Genomic DNA, 19,109 nt, shown 5'->3' on the forward strand with positions numbered 1-19,109 from the left:
GACGCCCACCCGAAATCGGCGGACGCAGGGGTACTCGACGTTCCTTGGGGATACACACATGAAGCGCACCCTTGCCCTAGCATCGCTCTGCCTGCTCGCCGTCTTCGCGGTCCCGACCGCGGCGAACGCAGCCACCGACTCGTCCACGTACGGCCCTGCCGGCTGTGCCACCCTCACCCCGGTCTCGGTGACCCAGGGGGAGTCCACCGTGTTCCGTTGCGACGGCACCTTCGACCCCGGCACCCCCGTGACGGTCACGGTCGATGGCCCCGGCTGCAGCGTGCCCGCCCCCGCCAAGCCGAACACCGCCGGCACGACCGAGCAGGCCGCCGGCCAGAGCGCCGTCCCCACCTCCGGGACGTTCAGCGCCGACACCGCTCGCGCGTTCGCCGTGACGATCTCGACCGACGCGACGAAGTCGGGCACCTGCATGGTGACCGCGACCCAGGGTGCGACCACCGAGAGCGCCTCCTTCCAGGTCTCCGAGCGCGAGTTCGCCTCGACCGGCTTCGACGGTGGAGCCCTGCCGTGGATCGGTGGCGGCCTGCTCGTCGTCGGCGCCGGCGTCGTCTCCGCGCTCGCCGTCCGTCGCCGCAAGACCGCCTGATCGGGTCATCCGGTCCCGGGTCCGCGAGCATGTCTCGCGGGCCCGGGGCGGCCGGGGTGCCCGTACCCCCAAAGGTGGTCACATCCGCGGAATTCCGCGGTTTTCAGCGGTCCCGTCGGCGGCCGCTGCCCTAGCATGATCACGGCCATGGAGGCCACGAGTGACCAGTGCTCGGCTCCAGGCCCACTGTCCGCATGACGCGTCATCGCACCGCATGCGCCATCCGCACACCTAGGGGCCCGCACATGAACCGCACTCTCTCCGCCGCCGCACTCGTCCTCCTCGCCGTCGTCGCGCTGCCCACCGCAGCCAACGCCGTCGAGGGTGAGAGCTACGGACCCGGCAGCTGCAACTCGATCACGCCCGCGAGCGTCGCCCGGGGTGCAGCCGTCACCTACTCCTGCTCGGACTTCTGGGCGGCGAACCAGACCGTGTCGATCACCATCGACTCGTCGGCCGCAGGCGGATCGACCCGCACGCTGTCGACCGTCGCCGACGCGGCCGGTGACATCGACGTCTCGATCGACACCGCAGCCGACCCCGCCGGCACCTACACGCTGACGGCCACCCAGGGTGCCGTGAGCGACTCGTCCGACTTCACCGTGCTCGACCCGGCTGAGGCCGCTGCCGCCGCTGCGTCCGACCCGTCCGCCGGGGGCAACGCCCTCGCCGACACCGGCTTCGCCGGAACGGCCCTCCCGTGGGCCGCCGGAGGCCTCCTCGCCGTCGGTGCCGCAGCGCTCGGCACCGTCCTCGTGCGCCGCCGCCAGCAGGCCTGAGAGCACGGATCGGTCGGGCGTCGACGACGCCGCCCGATCGATCCGGTCCAGGATCGCCCGATTCTCGGAAGTGGCGAACAGCCGCTGAAAAATCGGCTATCCTAGACAAGGCCTTCGGGCCATCGGGGTGTGGCGCAGTTTGGTAGCGCGCTTCGTTCGGGACGAAGAGGTCGTGGGTTCAAATCCCGCTACCCCGACAGCAAAGCCCGGTCAGATGAGTAATCATCCGACCGGGCTTCTCTGTTTCCCAGGGATGGCGAACCGTCGAGCCGGCGGGTTGCACATCCCGCTACCCCGACAGCATTAGCCCGGTCAGACAAGCAATTGTCTGACCGGGCTTCTCTGTTTCCCAGGGATGGCGAACCGCCAAGCCGCTCCGGTCCCTGAGCTTGTCGAAGGGTGCTCCGTCCGACCCCGCCTCGGTCCCTGAGCCTGTCGAAGGGCGGCCTACGCCCCGAACCGCCTCAGACCGCGGTACGGCGGGGGAGCAGCGTCACGAGCGACGCCTCCGGGCGGCACGCGAAGCGGACCGGCGCGTAGATGGACGTCCCGAGGCCCGCCGACACGTTGAGGTACGCGGAGCGGAGCGCGTGACGCCACACGCTGAGCCCCTTCACCTGCTTGCGGGGGATGTCGCAGTTGGTCACCAGCGCGCCGTAGCCGGGCACGCAGACCTGCCCGCCGTGGGTGTGTCCGGCGAAGATGAACTGGGCCCCCTGCGTCACGAACGCGTCGAGCACGCGGCGGTACGGGGCGTGCATCACGCCGACCGTCACGGTGTGCGCCAGGGCGGGGTCGTCGGTCGAGAGGGTCTCCGCGTCGAGCCGCTCGTCGATGAGGGCCGTCAACGTGTCCAGGCGGTCGAAGTGCTTGTGCGGGTCGTCGACGCCGAAGAGGTCGAGTCGTGTCCCGCGGACGGTGATCTCGCCGACCGCGTTGTTGAGGTCCAGCCAGCCCAGGTCCTCCATGAAGAACCGCTCGAGCGCGCCGGTGTCGAGCGTCGTCGGGGAGACGTGCTTGGAGGAGGTCTGCGTGAAGTACTTGAACGGGTTCTTCGCGCTCGGACCGTAGTAGTCGTTCGAGCCGTGCACGAACGCGCCGGGGACGCCGGCGAACACGGACAGCGCGGCACGGATGCCGTCGATGCCGTGCTCGTGGCCGAGGTTGTCGCCGGTGTTGATGACGACGTCCGGGCGGAGCTCGGCGAGCTCGCGCAACCAGGCCTGCTTGCGACGCTGCCACGGAGCCATGTGGAGGTCGGAGAGGTGGAGCACGGTGATCGGCTCGGCGTCCGGTGGCAGGACCGGAGCGGTCACCCGGCGGAGCGTGAAGGCGTTGCGTTCGACGAGGGACGCGTACCCGAAGGTGAGGGCGCCGAGGCCGGCCACGACGGCCGCCGCGGTGCCGAGTCTGCCGCCGGTGCTCATGGGTGCCGCCATCGATCGTCTCCTTCTCGGTCGTCGGGTGGTTCCGACCGTCCCCCGAGCGTACCGGGTGCGCCCTCCGAGGACCCTCGGAGCGCCCGTCGTGGAAAACGCCGAAGGGCCCGGTCGGGATGTCCGACCGGGCCCTCCTGGTTGACGCGAACCGCTAACAGCTGGTCTTGGAGACCGTCACGGTGACCTTGCCGTCCTTGCGCGCCGCCGTCCCCGCCGGGGGATCGACCCCCGTCACCTTCGGGGTCGTGGCTGCCGGATCGACCGCACACTTCTGGCCCACATTCGCGAACCCGGCGCTCTGGAGAGCCGCCTTGGCCTCGTCGTAACTCGCGGCGCCGCTCACGTCGGGGACGGTCGCCAGGAGGCCGTTGCTGGTGTAGACGGTCACGATGGAGCCCTTCGGCACCGTACCCGAGGGGTTCGTGCTCGCGGCCTGGCCTGCCGGCAGCGCGGAGTCACCGGCGCCGCCGTTCGCGAAGCCGAAGCCGGCATCCTCGAGCAGCTTCTGCGCCTCTTCGATCGTCTTGCCTGCGACGTCGGGCACCTGGACCGACTGGCCGTTGATCAGCGACGGATCCGGGTCGCCGAACGCCGAGCCGCCGAACTTGGCGTTGGCGGTCAACATGATCCGTGGCCAGATCTTGTGTCGGATCGTGGCCACCTGGCCGGCGTCGAAGTACGTGCGGCGGAGGTTGACGTGGCCGGTCGCATTGAAGACACCGACGATCGTCGCGGCCTGGGTGCTGGCACCGCTCATCCACGTGGCCTCGTTGTTGTCGGTCGTGCCCGTCTTGCCGATGAGCGGGATGCCGTCGCCGGTGCGCGACGAGCTCGTCGTGCCGCCGTTGAAGGTGGCCTGCAGGGCTACGTTGGCGGTGGCCGCGACGTTCGCCTCGAGGCCGACGCGGCAGTTGGCCGCCGGGACCGGGATCTCGGTGCCGTCGGGCTTCACGACGCGGTCGATCGCGATCGGGTCGCAGGTGGTGCCGCCGGACGCGAAGGTCGCGAAGGCGGTCGCCATGCTGAGCGGCGCGACCTCGTTGGTACCGAGGACGGTCGCGGGGGACTGGAGCAGCGGCCCGCCGTCTGCGCGGTGGACGCCCATCGACTCGGCCGTCTTGCGGATGCCGCAGAGGTCGAGCTGCTTCGCCATCGCGATGAAGCCGGTGTTGATGGACAGCTTCGTCGACTGGAGTGCGGTGTACTGGCCACCGTTGCCACCCTCGTCGTTGCCGGGGTTCCAGTCGGAGCCGGCGTACACGGTGCCACCGTCGGCGCAGGAGTCCTTGAACGTGCCCCACGGCGATCGCTTGCGGCCGTCGACGCCCTCGTTCAGGCCGTGGCCTTCCTTGAGCCACTCGGCCAGCGTGAAGGTCTTGTACGTCGATCCGGGCTGGAAGCCGGTGGACCCGCCGTAGTCGACGTCGGTGTTGTAGTTGACGGCCGAGTAGTTCGACCCGAGGGCGAGGGTGTCCTCGTCGCTCGCATAGTCCTTGTTCTGCGCCATGGCGAGGATGCGCCCGGTTCCGGGCTGGACCGTCACCGCCACCGCGCCGATGTCGAGCTGGTCGCTCGCGTGCGGGATGTAGGCGTCGAGCGCGGTCTGTGCCGAGTACTGCAGGTCGAGGTCGAGGGTCGTGAACACGTCGTAGCCGCCGCGGTTGAAGGCGGCCCAGCGCTCGTCCTCGGTCGCACCGAAGATCGGGTTGTTCTGGAACACCCGCGTGACGTAGTCGCAGAAGTAGCCCGCTCCCGGGCTCACGTTCACGGCCGTGATGCACCCGGTGCTCGACGGCGTGATCGTCGGGGTGATGACCGTGACGATCGCCGCGTCGTACTGCTCCTGCGTGATCTTCTTCTCGGCGAGCATCTTGCCGAGGATGTAGTCGCGCCGGTCCTTCGTCTTGCTGTAGCCGTCGGCCGCGCCGTTCACCTCGTTCTCGGGCTGGTCGAAGCGCAGGTTCGACGGGTTGTTCACCACGGCGAGCAGCGTCGCCGCCTGCTCGAGGGTGAGGTTCGCCGCCGTCGTGTTGAAGTAGTAGTTGGCGGCGGCCTCGATGCCGTACACGCGCCCGCCGAAGCCGGTGATGTTCAGGTAGCCGCGCAGGATGTCCTGCTTGCCGTAGCGCTTCTCCAGGCCGATGGCCATGCGCATCTCCTTGAGCTTGCGCTCCGGAGTCGTCTTCGTCGCCTCTTCGTACGCGGCCTTCATCTTGGCCTCGTCGGTGATGGCCTCGGCCTTCTGCACGAGCACGTTCTTCACGTACTGCTGCGTGATCGACGAACCACCCTGCAGATCGCGCCCCGTCGCGCTGATCGCGACGGCTCGGATCGTTCCCGTGAGGTCGACGCCGCCGTGCTCGTAGAAGCGCGGGTCTTCAGCAGCGATCGCCGCGTCCTTGACGAACTGGTTGATCTGGTCCCAGCCCACCTCGATGCGGTTCTGCTGGTAGAAGGACGCGAGCAGCTGCGGGTTGCCCGCACTGTCGGTCGCGTAGATGTTGGACTTCTGCGCCAGCTCGTCGAGGGCCAGGTAGTCGGGGAGACCGTCGAACACGTTGATCGTGCTGTTGGTCGCGATCCCGGTGACGGCGAGGGCCGGCGTGACCGTCGCGGTGACGAGGACACCCGCCGCGACGCTCAGCCCGAGGAAGCCCAGGAGGCCGCCGAGCACACCGGTGGCCGTGCGATGTTGTTGAGGCATGGATCGATGCTAAGCGACATTCCTGAAAAAGGCCCGCTCAGAGCGACGTCGAAACCCGATCGTTGTCGGGCCGGCGGCGGGAGGTCGGGAAGCCGACCGCCCCGCCCGCCGTCCGTCCGATCAATCCGGAGGGCCGTTGCCGGTGCCGTTCCCGGTGCCGTTGTTGCCGTTCCCGGGCGCGGCCGGCTCACCGGGTTCACCCGTGCCGCCGGTGCCGCCCTCGTCGCCCGGTGCCGGTGTCGGCGCCTGGGTGGGTGCCTGCGTCGGGTCGGCGGTCGGTGCTGGCGACGGGGTCGCATCCTCTCCGCTGCCACCTGATCCGTCGCCCTGCAGCGTGGCGCGGTCGGCCTCAGGGAAGTCGCCACCCGGATACTTCGCCAGGGCGGCCGTCATGATCTCCGGCCAGATGAGGTGGCGCATCGACGCGACCTGCGTGCCGTCGATGTAGGTGTCGCGGAGGTTGACGTGCCCGGAGACGTTGAACGTGCCGACGACCGTCGCGACGGTCGTGCTCGCGCCGCTCATCCAGGTCGCCTCGGCGTTGTCGGTCGTCCCGGTCTTGCCGATCAGTTCGCCGACCCCGTCGGTGCGGCTGCCGGAGGCCGAGGCGGTGCCGTTCGACACCACCCCCTGGAGGACGTCGTCGGCGGCGGCCGCCACCTTGGCGTCGACGGACTGGCGGCAGTTCGCCGAGGGGACCTCGGCGGTCGAGCCGTCGGGCTTCGTGATCGAGTCGATGGCGATCGGGTCGCAGGTCTTGCCGCCGGCGGCGAGGGTCGCGAACGCCGTCGCCATGCTCAACGGAGCGACCTCGTTCGTGCCGAGCACCGTGGCCGGGGAGTTGTTCAGCGGTGCTCCGTCGGCGCGGTGCACGCCCATCGACTCGGCCGTCTTGCTGATGTCGCAGAGGTCGAGTTCCTGCGCCATCGCGATGAAGGCCGTGTTGATCGACTGTTGCGTGGCCCGACGGACCGTGTACGAACCGGATTCACCCTCGTCGTTCCGTGGGCTCCATCCGGCCTCGGCCTGTTCCGTCCCGCCCGGCACACAACTGTTGGTGAAGGTGCCCCAGTCGGATCGGCGGTTCGCGTTGATCGACTCGTTCACACCCTTGCCCGCCTTCAGCCAGTCGGTGAGGGTGAAGATCTTGTACGTCGACCCGGGCTGGAACCCGGCCGATCCGCCGTAGGCCTGATCGGTGTTGTAGTTGATGGCGCTGTAGTTGGCGCCCGTCGCGAGCACGTCGGGGTCCTGTGAGTAGTCCTTGTTCTGCGCCATCGCGAGGATGCGTCCCGAACCGGGCTGCACGCTCACCGAGACGGCGCCGAGGTCGGCCTCGGTGGTGGTCTTCGGCACGTACTCGTCGATCGCGGCCTGTGATGCGCCCTGCAGATCGAGGTCGAGGGTCGTGAAGACGCTGTACCCGCCGCGCTTGAAGTTCGTCCAGCGCTCCTCCTGGGTGGCACCGAAGATCTCGTTGTTCTGCAGCACATTGGTGACGTAGTCGCAGAAGTAGGCCGCCGACGCGGCAGCCGAGCAGCCGGTGACCGGCGGCACGATCGTCGGTGTCACCGGCACCGCGATGGCGGCGTCATGCTGCTCCTGGGAGATCTTCGCCTCCTTGAGCATCTGGTCGAGGACGTAGTCCCGGCGGGTCTTCGTCAGGGCGTATCCGTTCGCGGCCCCGTTGTCGGCGTTGTCCGGTCTGTCGATGCGGAGGTTCTCGGGGTTGTTGACGATCGCGAGGAGCGTCGCCGCCTGTTCCAGGGTGAGGTTCGCGGCGGTGGTGTTGAAGTAGTAGTTCGCGGCGGCCTCGATCCCGTAGACCCGACCGCCGAACCCGGAGATGTTGAGGTACCCGCGGAGGATGTCCTCCTTGCCGTACGTCTTCTCCAGACCGATCGCGAGCCGCATCTCCTTGAGCTTGCGCTCCGGGGTCGTGGCCGTCGCCTCCTCGTAGGCCTTCTTGCTCTCGGCCGCATCGGGGATCGCCTCGGCCTTCTGCACGAGCACGTTCTTCACGTACTGCTGCGTGATCGAGGAGCCACCCTGCGTGGACCCGCCGGCGGCGTTGTTGACCACGGCGCGGACCGTGCCCGCGAGGTCGATGCCGCCGTGGTCGAAGAAGCGCGGGTCTTCGGCCGAGACGGCCGCGTCCTTCGCGAACTGGGAGATCTGGTCCCAGCTGTCCTCGATGCGGTTCTGGTCGTAGAAGGAGGCGAGGAGCACCGGGTTGCCGGCGGAGTCCTTCGCGTAGATGCTCGACTTCTGGGCGAGCGAGTCGAGCTGGAGGTAGTCGGGGAGACCGTCGAAGACGGTGATGCCCGTGGACGTGGCGAGGCCCGTCATCGCGATGGCGGGGGTGACCGCAGCGGTCGCGAGGACACCGGCGGCGACACTCAGGCCGACGAAGCCGAGGACGCTCTGCACGACCGTCTTCGCGGGGGTACGTGGTTCAGGCATAGGATCGAAGGTAAGCGGGGAAACTGTGAGCGAGCTTCACCCGGTGTTCGCCACGTCCGTCCCCTGCGCATCCGCCTCACTGTGTGGAGCGCCCGATCGAGGAGAGACATGACCCGCTGGGAGTACCTCACCACGCCGTTGATGATCCACAACACGGCAGCCATCCTGAACAACTGGGGCGGGGACGGCTGGGAACTCGTCCAGGTCGTCACCGGTCCCGAGGGCGGCCTCGTCGCCTACCTCAAACGACCCATCGCCGACTGACCGCACGCCCCGGAGGAGCCCCCATGTCCCAGATCGCCGATCGACTCGCCGAGCTCGACATCACCCTGCCCACCGTCGTCCCGCCCGTGGCCGCGTACGTCCCCGCGGTCGTCTCCGGCGACCACGTCTTCACCTCCGGTCAACTGCCGATGACCGACGGCAAGCTCCCGGCCACCGGCAAGGTCGGTGAGGGCGACGGCCTCGTCTCGCCAGCGGACGCGAAGGCGTACGCCCGCACCTGTGCCCTCAACGCGCTCGCCGCGGTGGAGAGCCAGATCGGTTCGCTCGACCGCGTCACCCGTATCGTGAAGGTCGTCGGCTTCGTCGCCTCCGACCCGGCGTTCACCGGCCAGCCCGGCGTGATCAACGGTGCTTCCGAGGTCCTCGGCGAGATCTTCGGCGACCTCGGCGTGCACGCCCGTTCGGCTGTCGGCGTCGCGGTCCTCCCGCTCGACTCGCCGGTCGAGGTGGAGCTCATCGTCGAATTCGCCTAGCGAGTCCCTGCGTCGACGCACGAGAGCCGGATGGAATCAGCGATTCCGTCCGGCTCTCGTACTTGGAGCACTCGCCTAGCTGTTCTTCACCATCTTGTCGGTGATGATCTGCATGACGGTGGTGTCGGCGAGCGTCGTCGTGTCGCCCACCTCGCGGCCTTCGGCCACGTCGCGCAGGAGACGACGCATGATCTTGCCGGAGCGCGTCTTCGGCAGTTCGTTCACCAGGTAGACCTCGCGCGGTCGGGCGATCGGCCCGATCTGCTCGCCGACCCAGCTGCGCAGGGCGCCCGTGATGTCCGCGAGCCCCGAAGCCTGCTCGAGGTGGGACTCCTTGATGATGACGAAGGCGACCACCGCCTGGCCGGTGGTCTCGTCGGCCGCACCGACGACGGCGGACTCGGCCACCATCTCGTTGGCGACCAGCGCGGACTCGATCTCCGCGGTCGAGAGCCGGTGCCCGGACACGTTCATCACGTCGTCGACGCGGCCGAGGAGCCAGACGTCGCGGTCCGAGTCGAGCCGGGCGCCGTCGCCGGCGAAGTAGAACGGTCCGCCCTCGACGTCCCAGAACTTCTCCCAGTAGGTCTCCTTGAACCGCTCCGGATCGCCCCAGATGCCACGGAGCATCGACGGCCAGGGTTCGGTCACGACGAGCAGCCCGCCGCCACCGGCACCGACCGCGTCGCCGGCCTCGTCGACCACGTCGATCGAGATGCCGGGGATCGGGACCTGAGCGCTGCCCGGCTTCGTCGAGGTCACACCGGGGAGGGCCGAGACCATGATCGCGCCCGTCTCCGTCTGCCACCAGGTGTCGACGATCGGGGCGAGCTTGTTCCCGATGATCTTCCGGTACCACATCCACGCCTCGGGGTTGATGGGTTCGCCCACCGAGCCGAGGAGGCGGATCGACGAGAGGTCGAACTGCTTGGGGATCGTCCGGCCGAGCTTCATGAACGAGCGGATCGCCGTCGGCGCCGTGTAGAAGATGCTGACGCCGTACTTCTCGATGATCTCCCACCAGCGGCCCGGGTGCGGGGCGTCCGGCGTGCCCTCGTACAGCACCTGGGTCGCGCCGTTGGCGAGGGGGCCGTAGGTGACGTAGCTGTGTCCGGTGATCCAACCGATGTCGGCCGTGCACCAGTAGACGTCGGTCTCGGGGTGGAGGTCGAAGACGTTCTTGTGGGTGAACGCCGTCTGCGTGAGGTACCCGCCCGAGGTGTGGAGGATGCCCTTCGGCTTGCCGGTGGTGCCGGAGGTGTACAGGATGAACAACGGCTGCTCCGCGGGGAACGGCTGCGCGTCGTGCTCGGGCTCCGCGTCGGCGATCGCCTCGTGCCACCACAGGTCGCGTCCGGCGGTCCACTCGACGTCGTTCTCGCCGCGACGGACGACGAGGACGTGGTCTACCGTCGCCTGTTCCGCGAGCTCTCCGCGGCTGGCGAGTGCGGCGTCGACGGCCGGCTTCAACGCGGACACCTTGCCCTTGCGGTAGCCGCCGTCGGCCGTGATGACGAGTTTCGCCTCGGCGTCGTCGATGCGGGAACGGAGGCTGTCGGCGCTGAACCCGCCGAAGACGACGGAGTGCACCGCACCGATGCGGGCGACGGCCAGCATGGAGACGATGGCCTCGGGGATCATCGGCAGGTAGATGGCGACACGGTCCCCGGCTGAGACGCCGAGGCTCGTGAAGAGGTTGGCGGCCCGCTTGACCTCTGCGGTGAGCTCGGAGTAGGTGATCGAGCGGCTGTCGCCCGGCTCACCCTCCCAGTGGAGCGCGATGCGGTCGCCGTTGCCGGCCTCCACGTGTCGGTCGAGGCAGTTGTAGGCGACGTTCAGCTCGCCGTCCTCGAACCAGGTCGCGAACGGCGGGTTCGACCAGTCGAGGGTCTTGGTGAACGGCTTGCTCCAGGTGAGCAGTTCGCGGGACTGGTCCGCCCAGAACGCGAGTCGGTCGTCCGAGGCCTGTTCGTACAGTCCGGCGTCGGCGATCGCCTGTGCGGCGAACGCCTCCGACGGCGGGAACCGTCGGTCCTCGTGCAGCAGGCTGTCGATGTGAGTGCTCATCGTGTGTCTCTCGCTCCCTTGCGAATCCGCGTTCTGACCTGTCCGCGCGTCGGCGGCCGGGTCCGTGCCATGCACGAGCGTAGCGCGTTCTCGGTTGCGGATTTGTCACTCATCCGAACAAACTCCGGCGACCAGTCTGTGAATGATCTGGGCATGGTAGGGAAACCACTCGATCTGGGGCCATCGGAATGCTTGTGTTCCGGGTCGACTGGCGTACACTTGAACCCGGCCGAATACTTATTCGTGCATGCAGTGCCAGCGATTCCCCCCAATCCGGCACTGCAGAGGCGGCACCCATTCCCCCCAATGGGTGCCGCCTTCTTCTGTCTCCGGCGGTCACGCGCTCGAGCGGGTGATCTCGCGCCATGTTGCCCGGAATCGGACGCCGACGCCCTGGGTCATGCAAGAACGCCCGCGCCTCCGGGAATCCGGTGGCACGGGCGTCCTGACAGGCTGCAGCTCAGTCGGAGGCGACGGGATGCTCCTCGCGGAACACCTCGAGTTGCTCCTCGCTCGGGTACGAGGCCTGTGCGCCGGCCCCAGTCGCCGCAAAGCTCCCGACCGCCGAGGCGAACCGTGCCGCATCGACGAGCGTGTCCCCGGCGGCGAGCCTGCGGGCGAGGGCGCCCATGAACGCGTCACCGCAACCGGTCGTGTCGACCGCGGTGACCTTCGGCGACCGCACGACGACCGCATCGGTGCTTTCGTCGATCACGACGCTGCCGGCAGCCCCGGTCGTGACGACGGCTCGTCGGACGCCCCGGTCGCGCAGTGCGGACGCCATCGCCGCCCACCCGGACACCTCGGGATCAATGCCGGTGAGCTCGGCCGCCTCGTGCTCGTTCACGAGGAGCACGCCCGTCGCCTGCAGGAGTTCCTCGGGCACGGGGCCGAACGGGGAGAGGTTGAGCAGGACGACCGCGCCTGCCGCTGCACCGCGCTGCGCGGCCTCGAGCACGGTCTCCAGCGGGACCTCGAGGCACAGGCAGACGACCCCGGCGCTGTCCAGTGCCGACCATGCCTCGCCGATCCGCTCCGGCGCGAGCGTGCCGTTGGCTCCCGGCGAGACGATGATCGTGTTCTCGCCGGCATCGTCGACGGTGATCACCGCCGTACCCGTCGCCGTGTCGTCCCGGCGCGCGATCCGGGTCACGTCGACCCCGGCGTCCGAGAGCGACTCGAGCAGCATCGAACCGTTCGCATCGTCACCGACCGCGCCGACCATCGTGACGTCGCCGCCGAGCCGTCCGGCGGCGACCGCCTGGTTGGCGCCCTTGCCGCCGGGGATGACGGCGAGTTCGGAACCGGTGAGCGTCTCACCGGGTTGGGGGAAGCGGGCGGTGCGGACGACGAGATCGGCGTTCAACGACCCGACGACGACGATGCGTGGACCCTGCATGATGCTCCTCTCTCAGCTCGCCGAAACGGGATCGGCGGGACGGACCTCGGCGCTCGCCGGCTTCGGGATGAGGAACGAGACCAGGAGGGCGACGGCGGTGACGCCCGCGCCGACCAGCATGGCACTCGTGTATCCCGCGGTCGACGTCCCGCCGTTCGGTGCCACGGCGATCTGCACCGCCGGAAGCACGACGAAGCTGAGACCGGCGCCCAGGTTGAAGGCGCCCGCGTTCAGCCCGGGCAGGAACCCCGGGTTCTCCTTCGGCGACAGGACGATGCCGAGCCCGTTGAGCATGATGTTGCCGATACCCGCGTACGTCGCGCCGATGAGGACCGTCGTCGCGATGAGGACCGGCAGGGAATGGACGCCGACGAGCGCCATGACGACGATCGAGACGATGCTGCCGACGAGTCCGATGCGGAGCACGTTCAGGTAGCCGATGGTCGGCGCGAGACGGCCGGCGAACGGACCGACGATCCAGCCGACGAGCGCATACGGCGTGAGGAAGGCGAGGGAGGCGAGGTCGGCCTCCATGCTGAACCCCGCGTCGGCGTTCTGCGCGATGGAGGTGACGAGGCCGTTGACGACGGCGAAGACCCCGGTCATGGTGAGCAGGGTCGTCAGGAGGAGGGCCCACGTGCTGCGCTGACGGAGGTACCTGGTCGCCACGAGCGGTTCCGCGACGCGCTTCTCGACGGTCCAGAAGATCGCGAACGCGACGAGGGCGACCACGACGAAGCCGCCGACGAGCAACCAGTTCGCTGCTGCGAGCTTGCCGGCCTCGTTGAACGCGGTGAGGAGTGCCGCGATCGAGACGACGAGCGGGAGCACGCCCCACCAGTCCATCCGCGTGCCCTTCGAGGGCTGCGAGTTCGCCGCCCACAGGATGACGAAGACGATCGCGACCGCTGCGACGACGGCCATGGTCCAGAAGACGGACCGGAAGCCGTGATTGGTGACCAGCCAGCCGCCCGCGAGGGCGTCGATCCCGGCGATCCCGCCGTTGACCGCGGTGATGAGGCCCATCATGGCGCCGTACCGCTTGGGGTCGGTGACCTCTGCGCGCAGCATGAGCAAGGTGATGGGCACGACCGGCCCGGACACGCCCTGGATGATGCGGCCGACGAACAGCATCTCGACGTTGACGGCGAGGGCCGCGACGACGGTGCCGATGAGCATGACGACGAGCATCCCGGTGAGGACGCGCTTGCGGCCGACGATGTCGCTGAGGCGGGGGAGGAAGACGGAGAACAGGGCGGCGGTGGTGAAGAACATCGTCTGCGAGAGGCCGATGGTGGCGTCGTCGGTGTTCAGCTCGCGCGCCATGCTGACGAGCGCCGGGCTCAGCATGCTGGCGTTCAGCTGGAAGGCGACGCAGGCCGCGAGCAGCGCGGCCATGAGTGCGCCGATGCGGACCGCGGGCGTCGTGCCGGTGGTGCCGGACGCGGCGCTCACAGCTCGACCTGCCCGATGTCCTCGAGCGCTTCGGTGACGAGTCCCCAGAAGCGGGCGTGGTCGAGATCCGTCGCGGCCCAGGTGCTGCAGTCGTCCGGGGCGGGGTGGCGGAAGTCGGCGACCGTCATGCCGAGCGTGAGCGTGCCGGTGAGCTCGATGTCGATCGGGACCTTGACGGTGCGCACGATCGTCGGGTCGATCACGTAGGCGACGGCGCACGGGTCGTGCACGGGCGGACTGTCGAAGCCCTGCGCGTCCTTGTAGGTGGTGCCGAAGAATTCGAGCAGCTCGACGACGAACCGCGCCGGGCCGGTGCCGACAGCGGCGATGCGCTCGACGACCTCGGGCGTCGCGAGGGCCTGGTGTGTCAGATCGAGACCGACCATCACGACGGGCCAGGCCTCGTTGAAGACGATGTGTGCGGCTTCCGGGTCGATCTTGATGTTGAACTCGGCGACCGCCGACCAGTTGCCGACGTGATACCCGCCGCCCATGAGGACGACCTCCTTCACGCGGTCCACGATCCGCGGCTCCTTGCGGGCGGCGAGGGCGATGTTCGTCAGGCCGCCGGTCGGTACGAGGGTGATCTCGCCGGGCTCGTGCGACATCACGAGGTCGATGATGAGGTCGACGGCGTGCCGCTGGTCGAGCTCGATCGCGGGGTCGGGGAGGACGGGGCCGTCCATGCCCGACTCGCCGTGGATGTCCGGTGCGTTCTCGAGCGGACGCACGAGGGGGCGGTCGGCGCCGGCTGCGAAGGGCACGTCGGTGATCCCGGCGATGCGGGCGACGGCGAGGGCGTTCCTGGTGACCTTCGGGAGCGTCTGGTTGCCGACGACGGTGGTGACGGCGAGGAGCTCGATCTCCGGGTTGCCGTGCGCCAGGAGGATGGCGATCGCGTCGTCGTGGCCGGGGTCGCAGTCGAGGATGATCTTGCGGGGCATGGTTCTCCACATCGTTGGGGTGCCGGCGCGGTGCGAGCCGCGACGAACGTAAAGCGCTTCAGGTGCGCCGCGAGCAGCTTACGTCAAGCGCTTTAGGTTCGCCAATCCGGGCCATCGGCCCCGAGGCTCCGGCGCCCGATACGATCGACGGGTGACTGACGCGTCGAACGATCCCAGCCCGCGCGGCGCCCGTCGGGTGACCGCCGCGATGGTCGCGGAGCGTGCAGGGACGTCGGTCGCGACCGTGTCGCTCGTCGCCAACGGCAAGGACGCCGGCCATGTCTCGGCGCGGAACGCCGAGCGGGTCCGTCGGGCGATCGCGGAGCTCGGGTACGTCGCCGACCACGCTGCCCGGGCGCTTGCCAGCGGATCGAGCAACCTCGTCGTCTTCGTCACCCCGGATGCCTCGAACCCGTACTTCGGCGCGGTCATCCGCGGGCTCCGTGAGGGGCTCGGCGACACCTACCAGCTCCTCGTCTCGGTGACGGGGGAGGGCGACGTCCCCACCGCCGCAGCACTCGGACGGCTGGCCGCGCTCCGGCCGGCCGGGGTCGTGGTCGACGCTCCGAGTGAGGCCTTCCTCGACGAGTTGCGGCTCGACACTCCACTCGTCCTCCTCGACGCGCCTCGGCTTTCCGCTTCGACGGTCGAGGCGGCTTCGGGTGCTCCGTCGCCGGACCGCCGCGCCGTCTCGGTCGACTTCGACCTCCTCGGCGGGGTGCGCGCGCTCCTCGACCACCTGCATGTGCTCGGGCACCGCCAGCTCGGCTACCTCGGTGGGCGGACGGCGACCGACACCTTCCGCCTCCGAAGGCTGCTCCTCGAGCGGGAGGCCGCGCTCCGCGGGATGCGGGTGCATGCCGACGACCGGGCGGAGAGCATCATCGACCTGGCCGCGGCGGCGGAGGCGTTCGTCGACAGCTGGCCGCGGTGGCGCGACGCCGGGGTGACGGCGCTCGTCTGCGCCACCGACACGCATGCCTACGGGGTGCTGCAGTCGGCGCGGGCGATGGGTATGCCGGTGCCCGGCGAACTCGCCGTGGTCGGGTTCGACGACCTCGCCTCGTCCGTCGTCAGCGATCCGCCGCTCACGAGTGTGCGGTTGCCCGGTGAGGCGCTCGGTCGTGCCGGGGCCGAGCAACTCCTCGCCCAGATCGAGGGCCGGACGGCGGCACCGGCGCCCGTGATCGCCGCGGACCTCGTCGTGCGGGCGTCGACGATCGGACGCTGAGCCGGGCCGTCGCGTCGCGGAGCCGGTCGATCGTCCGTCCGCCCCGCGCGAAGCCGGCATCGCGTCACTCGATGCGGTGCGACACCGCTCCACAATCGTCCCCACCCGTGTCACCGTCGCCGGTCGCCTCGTCCGACCGCGAGCACCGACCGGACCGCGCCTACGCTCGCCGCATGTCCGAACGTTTCGTCGTCTCCGTGCCGCCCGACACCGCCCCACCCGACCCACCGGGGGCGGCCGACGAGGCCGAAGCCACCCGCGCGGACGAGTCCCGCGGGGTCACGGCGCTCGCCGATTTCGGCGCCCTCGCGCCCTACCTCGCCGACCCGGGGGTGACCGACCTCTTCGTGAACGGGACGTCCGGCCTCTGGCTCGACCACGGCGCCGGCCTCGTCCGCGAAGCCGGATGGACGTCCGACGAGGCGACCATCCGTGCGCTGGCCATCCGCCTCGTGGCGCGCGGCGGACGGCACGTCGACGAGGCGACCCCGTGCGTCGACGTCCGGCTGCAGGACGGCATCCGTGTCCACGTGGTGCTGCCGCCGGTCTCCACGAGGGGCACCCTGCTGTCCATCCGGGTGCCTCGCGATGAGGCGCTGGGATTCGAAGCCCTGCAGTCCGTCGGCATGTTCCCGTCCACCGTCGCCGAACTCCTGCGTGAGGCCGTGGCCACGCGCGTGAACATCCTCGTCACCGGCGCCGGGGGATCCGGCAAGACGACCCTGCTGGGTGCCCTGCTCGGGCTCGCGCCACCGGCTGAACGGCTCGTCGTCATCGAGGACGTCGCCGAGCTCCGGATCCTCCACCCGCACGTCGTCGCACTCCAGTCCCGCCAGGCGAACCTCGAGGGCGCAGGCGGTATCGACCTCGAGCGCCTCCTACGCGAGGCGCTCCGCATGCGGCCCGACCGCCTCGTCCTCGGCGAATGTCGAGGTCCGGAGGTGCGGGAGTTGCTCTCGGCGCTCAACACCGGCCACGACGGCGGCGCCGGCACGCTCCACGCGAACTCGCTCACGGACGTCCCCGCCAGGCTCGAAGCGCTCGGTGCGCTCGCCGGCATGAGCCAGGAGGCCGTCGCGCGTCAGGCGACGAGCGCCATCGGGCTCATCGTCCATCTCGCTCGGCTTCCGGCCGGGAGTCAGGTGGTCGCCGTCGGACGGCTCGTGCTCGACGAACGGGATCGTCTCGCGGTCGAGGAGTTGCCGTGATCACCCCTCGATGGCTTCGCCCCGTGCTCGCGGCGTTCCCTGGCGCGACCCCGCCGGAGGACGACGGTCCCGCGCGGGTCGCCCGCACCACGCGCCGTCTGGCCGTGCTGCTCGGCGCCGGTGTGGCACCCGCCAGTGCCTGGACGCATCTCGCCGCGGCTGCGGAGCCGCAGGGTGGTGTCACAGGAGCCGGTGCCGTCGAGCCTGGCCGTGACGACGCGTCGGACGTCGGAGTGGTAGACCCGGAGCCACAGGCGCGCTCGGATGCGGAGGCGCTCGCCGCCGTGGCCGACGCCGCGGTCCGAGGCGGGGACATGCCGCAGGCCATCGCCGCCATCGCCGAGCAAGAGTCGAGCACGGGCGCTCGCACGGCCTGGGCGGGGCTCGCTGCCGCTTGGCAGGTCGCCTCGATCAGCGGCGCGCCGCTCGGGGTCTGCCTCCGAGACCTGGCCGGGTCGTTGCGGGAGCTGGATCGGATCGCCCGGGACGTGGGCACGGCGCTCGCCGGCCCTGCGGCCACCGCGCGGCTCGTGCTGTGGTTGCCGGTCGTGGCCGTCCTCCTCGGGATGGCACTCGGCTTCGACACCCTCCGGACGCTCTTCGCGACAGGACCCGGTCTCGGCTGCTTGGTCGTCGGCGTGGGGTTCCTCGTGCTCGGTGCACGGTGGAGTGCGTCGCTGAGCGCGCGGGCAGCCCAGCGGGATCCGGCCCCCGGGCTGTCACTCGACCTCGTCGCGGTCGCGATGGCGGGTGGGGGCGCCGCTCCGGCGGCCCGGGCGATCGTCGAGGAGGCCTGCACACGGTTCCACGTGCCCTACGACGAGCAGGCGATCGCCGGGGTGCTCGCCCTGTCGGCCCGGGCGGGTGTCCCGGCAGGCGAACTGCTCCGGAGCGAGGCGCAGCAGCAACGCGATCAGGCTCGTTCCGACGGCGAGCGCGCCGCTGCGGTCCTCGCGACGCGCCTGATGATCCCGCTCGGCGTCTGCGTGCTGCCCGCTTTCCTGCTCGTGGGTGTGGCCCCGCTGCTCCTGAGCGTCCTGACCTCCACCGCACTGGGGTTCTGAGCCCCGGTGGTCGCCGGTGTGGCTCTAGTGTCTCGGGCGCGGCAGAGCGCGCCAGCATCGGGCACCGAGCAGGACACCGACTGCGAGTATCACCGCCGGCACGAGGAGCCAGGCCAGGTCGCCGCTCCATCCCACGCCGATCCCGTCCGGACCGGCGAACGCGAGGACGTCGACGAAGAAGAACCGTGCGTGTGTCTCGGTGAGCGTCGACTGCTCGACGACCGAGAGCATCCCGAGCGTGAACAGGGCGAAGGCGCACCAGTAGGCGAGGATCGCGACGCCACCCCAGATGACCCCGATCGACCACACGGGCCGGAGCCGTGTCGGGTCTTCCGCGTATCGGGCGGCGAGTGCTCGGGGTGAGCCGAGGTCGGCGAGGGCTGCGGCCATCGGCCTCCGCTCGGCTGTGAGGTCCTCGCGGAGCGATCGGACGATCGACCGGCGTTCGCGTCCGGGCACGACGGCCTCGAGGTGCCAGTCCACGCGCTGCAGGTAGGCATCGCGACGCCATCGGTCCGCGGCACCCGGGCGGTGCGGAGTGGGTTCGGCGGATCGCTCGTCCGTCGGGGTGGTCTTGCGATCGGTCATGGTCGGGCTCCCTCTGGGTCCAGTCCTCGCTCGGCGATGTCGGTCATCGCCCTCCAGCGTGCGATGGCGTCGAGCCTCGCCGCCTCTCCTCGTTCGGTGATCGCGTAGTACTTCCGTGCCGGTCCGCCAGGTGACGCGACCCGGCGTCCGGTCACCAGGCCGTCACGCTCGAACCGGCTAAGGACCGGGTACACGACGCCGGTGGCGAGGTCCGTCAGGCCGAGAGCGCGCAATTGCTCCACGAGTTCGTACCCGTACGTCTCGCCGCGCTGCACGGTCGACAGGATCAGCATCGGCAACACCCCTCGGAGGAGTTGCGAATCGCGTCCCGCCAGCTGTTCATCCACGACTAATACTCAACCATGAATAGCGCTGCTTCGCAATGGAAGCCGCTCCACAACGC

16 protein-coding genes and 1 tRNA gene are annotated in these 19,109 nt (G+C 69.8%); 8 read left to right on the forward strand and 9 right to left on the reverse strand.

Annotated elements, in window-relative coordinates; all coding sequences use genetic code 11:
* Positions 1 to 58 precede the first annotated feature (58 nt).
* The 3 genes from ASF68_RS18205 (at position 59) to ASF68_RS18215 (ending at position 1,583) form a co-directional block, all read left to right on the forward strand.
* Complete coding sequence (locus tag ASF68_RS18205; protein WP_056014510.1) at positions 59 to 607, forward strand: hypothetical protein; 549 nt, start codon at positions 59 to 61, stop codon at positions 605 to 607.
* 245 nt (positions 608 to 852) lie between these two features.
* Positions 853 to 1,386, forward strand: coding sequence for a hypothetical protein (locus tag ASF68_RS18210; protein ID WP_056014513.1), 534 nt, complete (start codon positions 853 to 855; stop codon positions 1,384 to 1,386).
* Positions 1,387 to 1,509: 123 nt separating this feature from the next.
* Positions 1,510 to 1,583, forward strand: a tRNA-Pro gene (locus ASF68_RS18215).
* A 267-nt stretch (positions 1,584 to 1,850) separates the two neighbouring features.
* Here ASF68_RS18215 and ASF68_RS18220 read toward each other — a convergent pair.
* The 3 genes from ASF68_RS18220 to ASF68_RS18230 all read right to left on the reverse strand — a co-directional run bounded on the left by ASF68_RS18220 (position 1,851) and on the right by ASF68_RS18230 (position 7,992).
* The gene (locus ASF68_RS18220) at positions 1,851 to 2,825 is read right to left on the reverse strand and encodes a metallophosphoesterase (protein ID WP_235522508.1); all 975 of its coding nucleotides are present in this window, start codon (positions 2,823 to 2,825) and stop codon (positions 1,851 to 1,853) included.
* 151 nt (positions 2,826 to 2,976) lie between these two features.
* Positions 2,977 to 5,529: a transglycosylase domain-containing protein gene (locus tag ASF68_RS18225; RefSeq protein ID WP_157579734.1), complete on the reverse strand. Its 2,553-nt coding sequence runs from the start codon at positions 5,527 to 5,529 to the stop codon at positions 2,977 to 2,979.
* Positions 5,530 to 5,649: 120 nt separating this feature from the next.
* Positions 5,650 to 7,992 (reverse strand): transglycosylase domain-containing protein, encoded by a 2,343-nt coding sequence (locus ASF68_RS18230; protein ID WP_056014519.1) that lies wholly within the window; start codon positions 7,990 to 7,992, stop codon positions 5,650 to 5,652.
* A gap of 108 nt (positions 7,993 to 8,100) precedes the next feature.
* On the opposite strand from ASF68_RS18230, the gene ASF68_RS19120 reads away from it, so the two are divergent.
* Both ASF68_RS19120 and ASF68_RS18235 read left to right on the forward strand, forming a co-directional pair.
* Positions 8,101 to 8,256 (forward strand): hypothetical protein, encoded by a 156-nt coding sequence (locus ASF68_RS19120; RefSeq protein WP_164488328.1) that lies wholly within the window; start codon positions 8,101 to 8,103, stop codon positions 8,254 to 8,256.
* Positions 8,257 to 8,279: 23 nt separating this feature from the next.
* On the forward strand, positions 8,280 to 8,750 hold the full coding sequence (locus ASF68_RS18235) for a RidA family protein (protein WP_056014522.1): 471 nt from the start codon (positions 8,280 to 8,282) through the stop codon (positions 8,748 to 8,750).
* Between the two features lie 75 nt (positions 8,751 to 8,825).
* On the opposite strand, the gene acs is transcribed toward ASF68_RS18235, so the two are convergent.
* The 4 genes from acs to ASF68_RS18255 all read right to left on the reverse strand — a co-directional run bounded on the left by acs (position 8,826) and on the right by ASF68_RS18255 (position 14,615).
* The gene (gene acs, locus ASF68_RS18240) at positions 8,826 to 10,817 is read right to left on the reverse strand and encodes an acetate--CoA ligase (protein ID WP_056014525.1); all 1,992 of its coding nucleotides are present in this window, start codon (positions 10,815 to 10,817) and stop codon (positions 8,826 to 8,828) included.
* A gap of 460 nt (positions 10,818 to 11,277) precedes the next feature.
* Entirely contained in the window at positions 11,278 to 12,216 is a 939-nt protein-coding gene (locus ASF68_RS18245; protein WP_056014528.1) for a ribokinase, read from the reverse strand.
* A gap of 12 nt (positions 12,217 to 12,228) precedes the next feature.
* A complete protein-coding gene (locus ASF68_RS18250; RefSeq protein WP_056014774.1) occupies positions 12,229 to 13,614 on the reverse strand; it encodes an MFS transporter in 1,386 nt (461 codons plus the stop codon).
* Positions 13,615 to 13,667: 53 nt separating this feature from the next.
* Positions 13,668 to 14,615 (reverse strand): nucleoside hydrolase, encoded by a 948-nt coding sequence (locus ASF68_RS18255; protein WP_056014531.1) that lies wholly within the window; start codon positions 14,613 to 14,615, stop codon positions 13,668 to 13,670.
* Positions 14,616 to 14,766: 151 nt separating this feature from the next.
* On the opposite strand from ASF68_RS18255, the gene ASF68_RS18260 reads away from it, so the two are divergent.
* From ASF68_RS18260 to ASF68_RS18270, 3 genes are all read left to right on the forward strand, one after another.
* Positions 14,767 to 15,846 carry a LacI family DNA-binding transcriptional regulator gene (locus tag ASF68_RS18260; RefSeq protein WP_056014533.1) on the forward strand — a complete coding sequence of 360 codons (1,080 nt, stop codon included), beginning with the start codon at positions 14,767 to 14,769 and terminating at the stop codon, positions 15,844 to 15,846.
* Between the two features lie 173 nt (positions 15,847 to 16,019).
* The gene (locus ASF68_RS18265) at positions 16,020 to 17,054 is read left to right on the forward strand and encodes a TadA family conjugal transfer-associated ATPase (protein ID WP_082498824.1); all 1,035 of its coding nucleotides are present in this window, start codon (positions 16,020 to 16,022) and stop codon (positions 17,052 to 17,054) included.
* The gene (locus ASF68_RS18270) at positions 17,051 to 18,118 is read left to right on the forward strand and encodes a type II secretion system F family protein (protein ID WP_157580627.1); all 1,068 of its coding nucleotides are present in this window, start codon (positions 17,051 to 17,053) and stop codon (positions 18,116 to 18,118) included. The genes ASF68_RS18265 and ASF68_RS18270 overlap by 4 nt, the downstream gene beginning before the upstream one ends.
* Before the next feature lie 24 nt (positions 18,119 to 18,142).
* On the opposite strand, the gene ASF68_RS18275 is transcribed toward ASF68_RS18270, so the two are convergent.
* Together ASF68_RS18275 and ASF68_RS18280 are read right to left on the reverse strand one after the other, a co-directional pair.
* On the reverse strand, positions 18,143 to 18,706 hold the full coding sequence (locus ASF68_RS18275) for an HAAS signaling domain-containing protein (protein WP_235526873.1): 564 nt from the start codon (positions 18,704 to 18,706) through the stop codon (positions 18,143 to 18,145).
* The gene (locus ASF68_RS18280) at positions 18,703 to 19,053 is read right to left on the reverse strand and encodes a PadR family transcriptional regulator (RefSeq protein ID WP_235526874.1); all 351 of its coding nucleotides are present in this window, start codon (positions 19,051 to 19,053) and stop codon (positions 18,703 to 18,705) included. Before ASF68_RS18280 ends, ASF68_RS18275 begins: the two co-directional genes overlap by 4 nt.
* Positions 19,054 to 19,109 lie beyond the last annotated feature (56 nt).

Source organism: Plantibacter sp. Leaf314 (assembly GCF_001423185.1).
Taxonomy (GTDB): Bacteria; Actinomycetota; Actinomycetes; order Actinomycetales; family Microbacteriaceae; genus Plantibacter.

Coding starts and splice junctions, on each gene's coding strand:
- ASF68_RS18205 (WP_056014510.1), top strand. CDS start 59: ATGAAGCGCACCCTTGCCCTAGCATCGCTCTGCCTGCTCGCCGTCTTC.
- ASF68_RS18210 (WP_056014513.1), top strand. CDS start 853: ATGAACCGCACTCTCTCCGCCGCCGCACTCGTCCTCCTCGCCGTCGTC.
- ASF68_RS18220 (WP_235522508.1), bottom strand. CDS start 2,825: ATGGCGGCACCCATGAGCACCGGCGGCAGACTCGGCACCGCGGCGGCC.
- ASF68_RS18225 (WP_157579734.1), bottom strand. CDS start 5,529: ATGCCTCAACAACATCGCACGGCCACCGGTGTGCTCGGCGGCCTCCTG.
- ASF68_RS18230 (WP_056014519.1), bottom strand. CDS start 7,992: ATGCCTGAACCACGTACCCCCGCGAAGACGGTCGTGCAGAGCGTCCTC.
- ASF68_RS19120 (WP_164488328.1), top strand. CDS start 8,101: ATGACCCGCTGGGAGTACCTCACCACGCCGTTGATGATCCACAACACG.
- ASF68_RS18235 (WP_056014522.1), top strand. CDS start 8,280: ATGTCCCAGATCGCCGATCGACTCGCCGAGCTCGACATCACCCTGCCC.
- acs (WP_056014525.1), bottom strand. CDS start 10,817: ATGAGCACTCACATCGACAGCCTGCTGCACGAGGACCGACGGTTCCCG.
- ASF68_RS18245 (WP_056014528.1), bottom strand. CDS start 12,216: ATGCAGGGTCCACGCATCGTCGTCGTCGGGTCGTTGAACGCCGATCTC.
- ASF68_RS18250 (WP_056014774.1), bottom strand. CDS start 13,614: ATGGCCGCGCTGCTCGCGGCCTGCGTCGCCTTCCAGCTGAACGCCAGC.
- ASF68_RS18255 (WP_056014531.1), bottom strand. CDS start 14,615: ATGCCCCGCAAGATCATCCTCGACTGCGACCCCGGCCACGACGACGCG.
- ASF68_RS18265 (WP_082498824.1), top strand. CDS start 16,020: ATGTCCGAACGTTTCGTCGTCTCCGTGCCGCCCGACACCGCCCCACCC.
- ASF68_RS18275 (WP_235526873.1), bottom strand. CDS start 18,706: ATGACCGATCGCAAGACCACCCCGACGGACGAGCGATCCGCCGAACCC.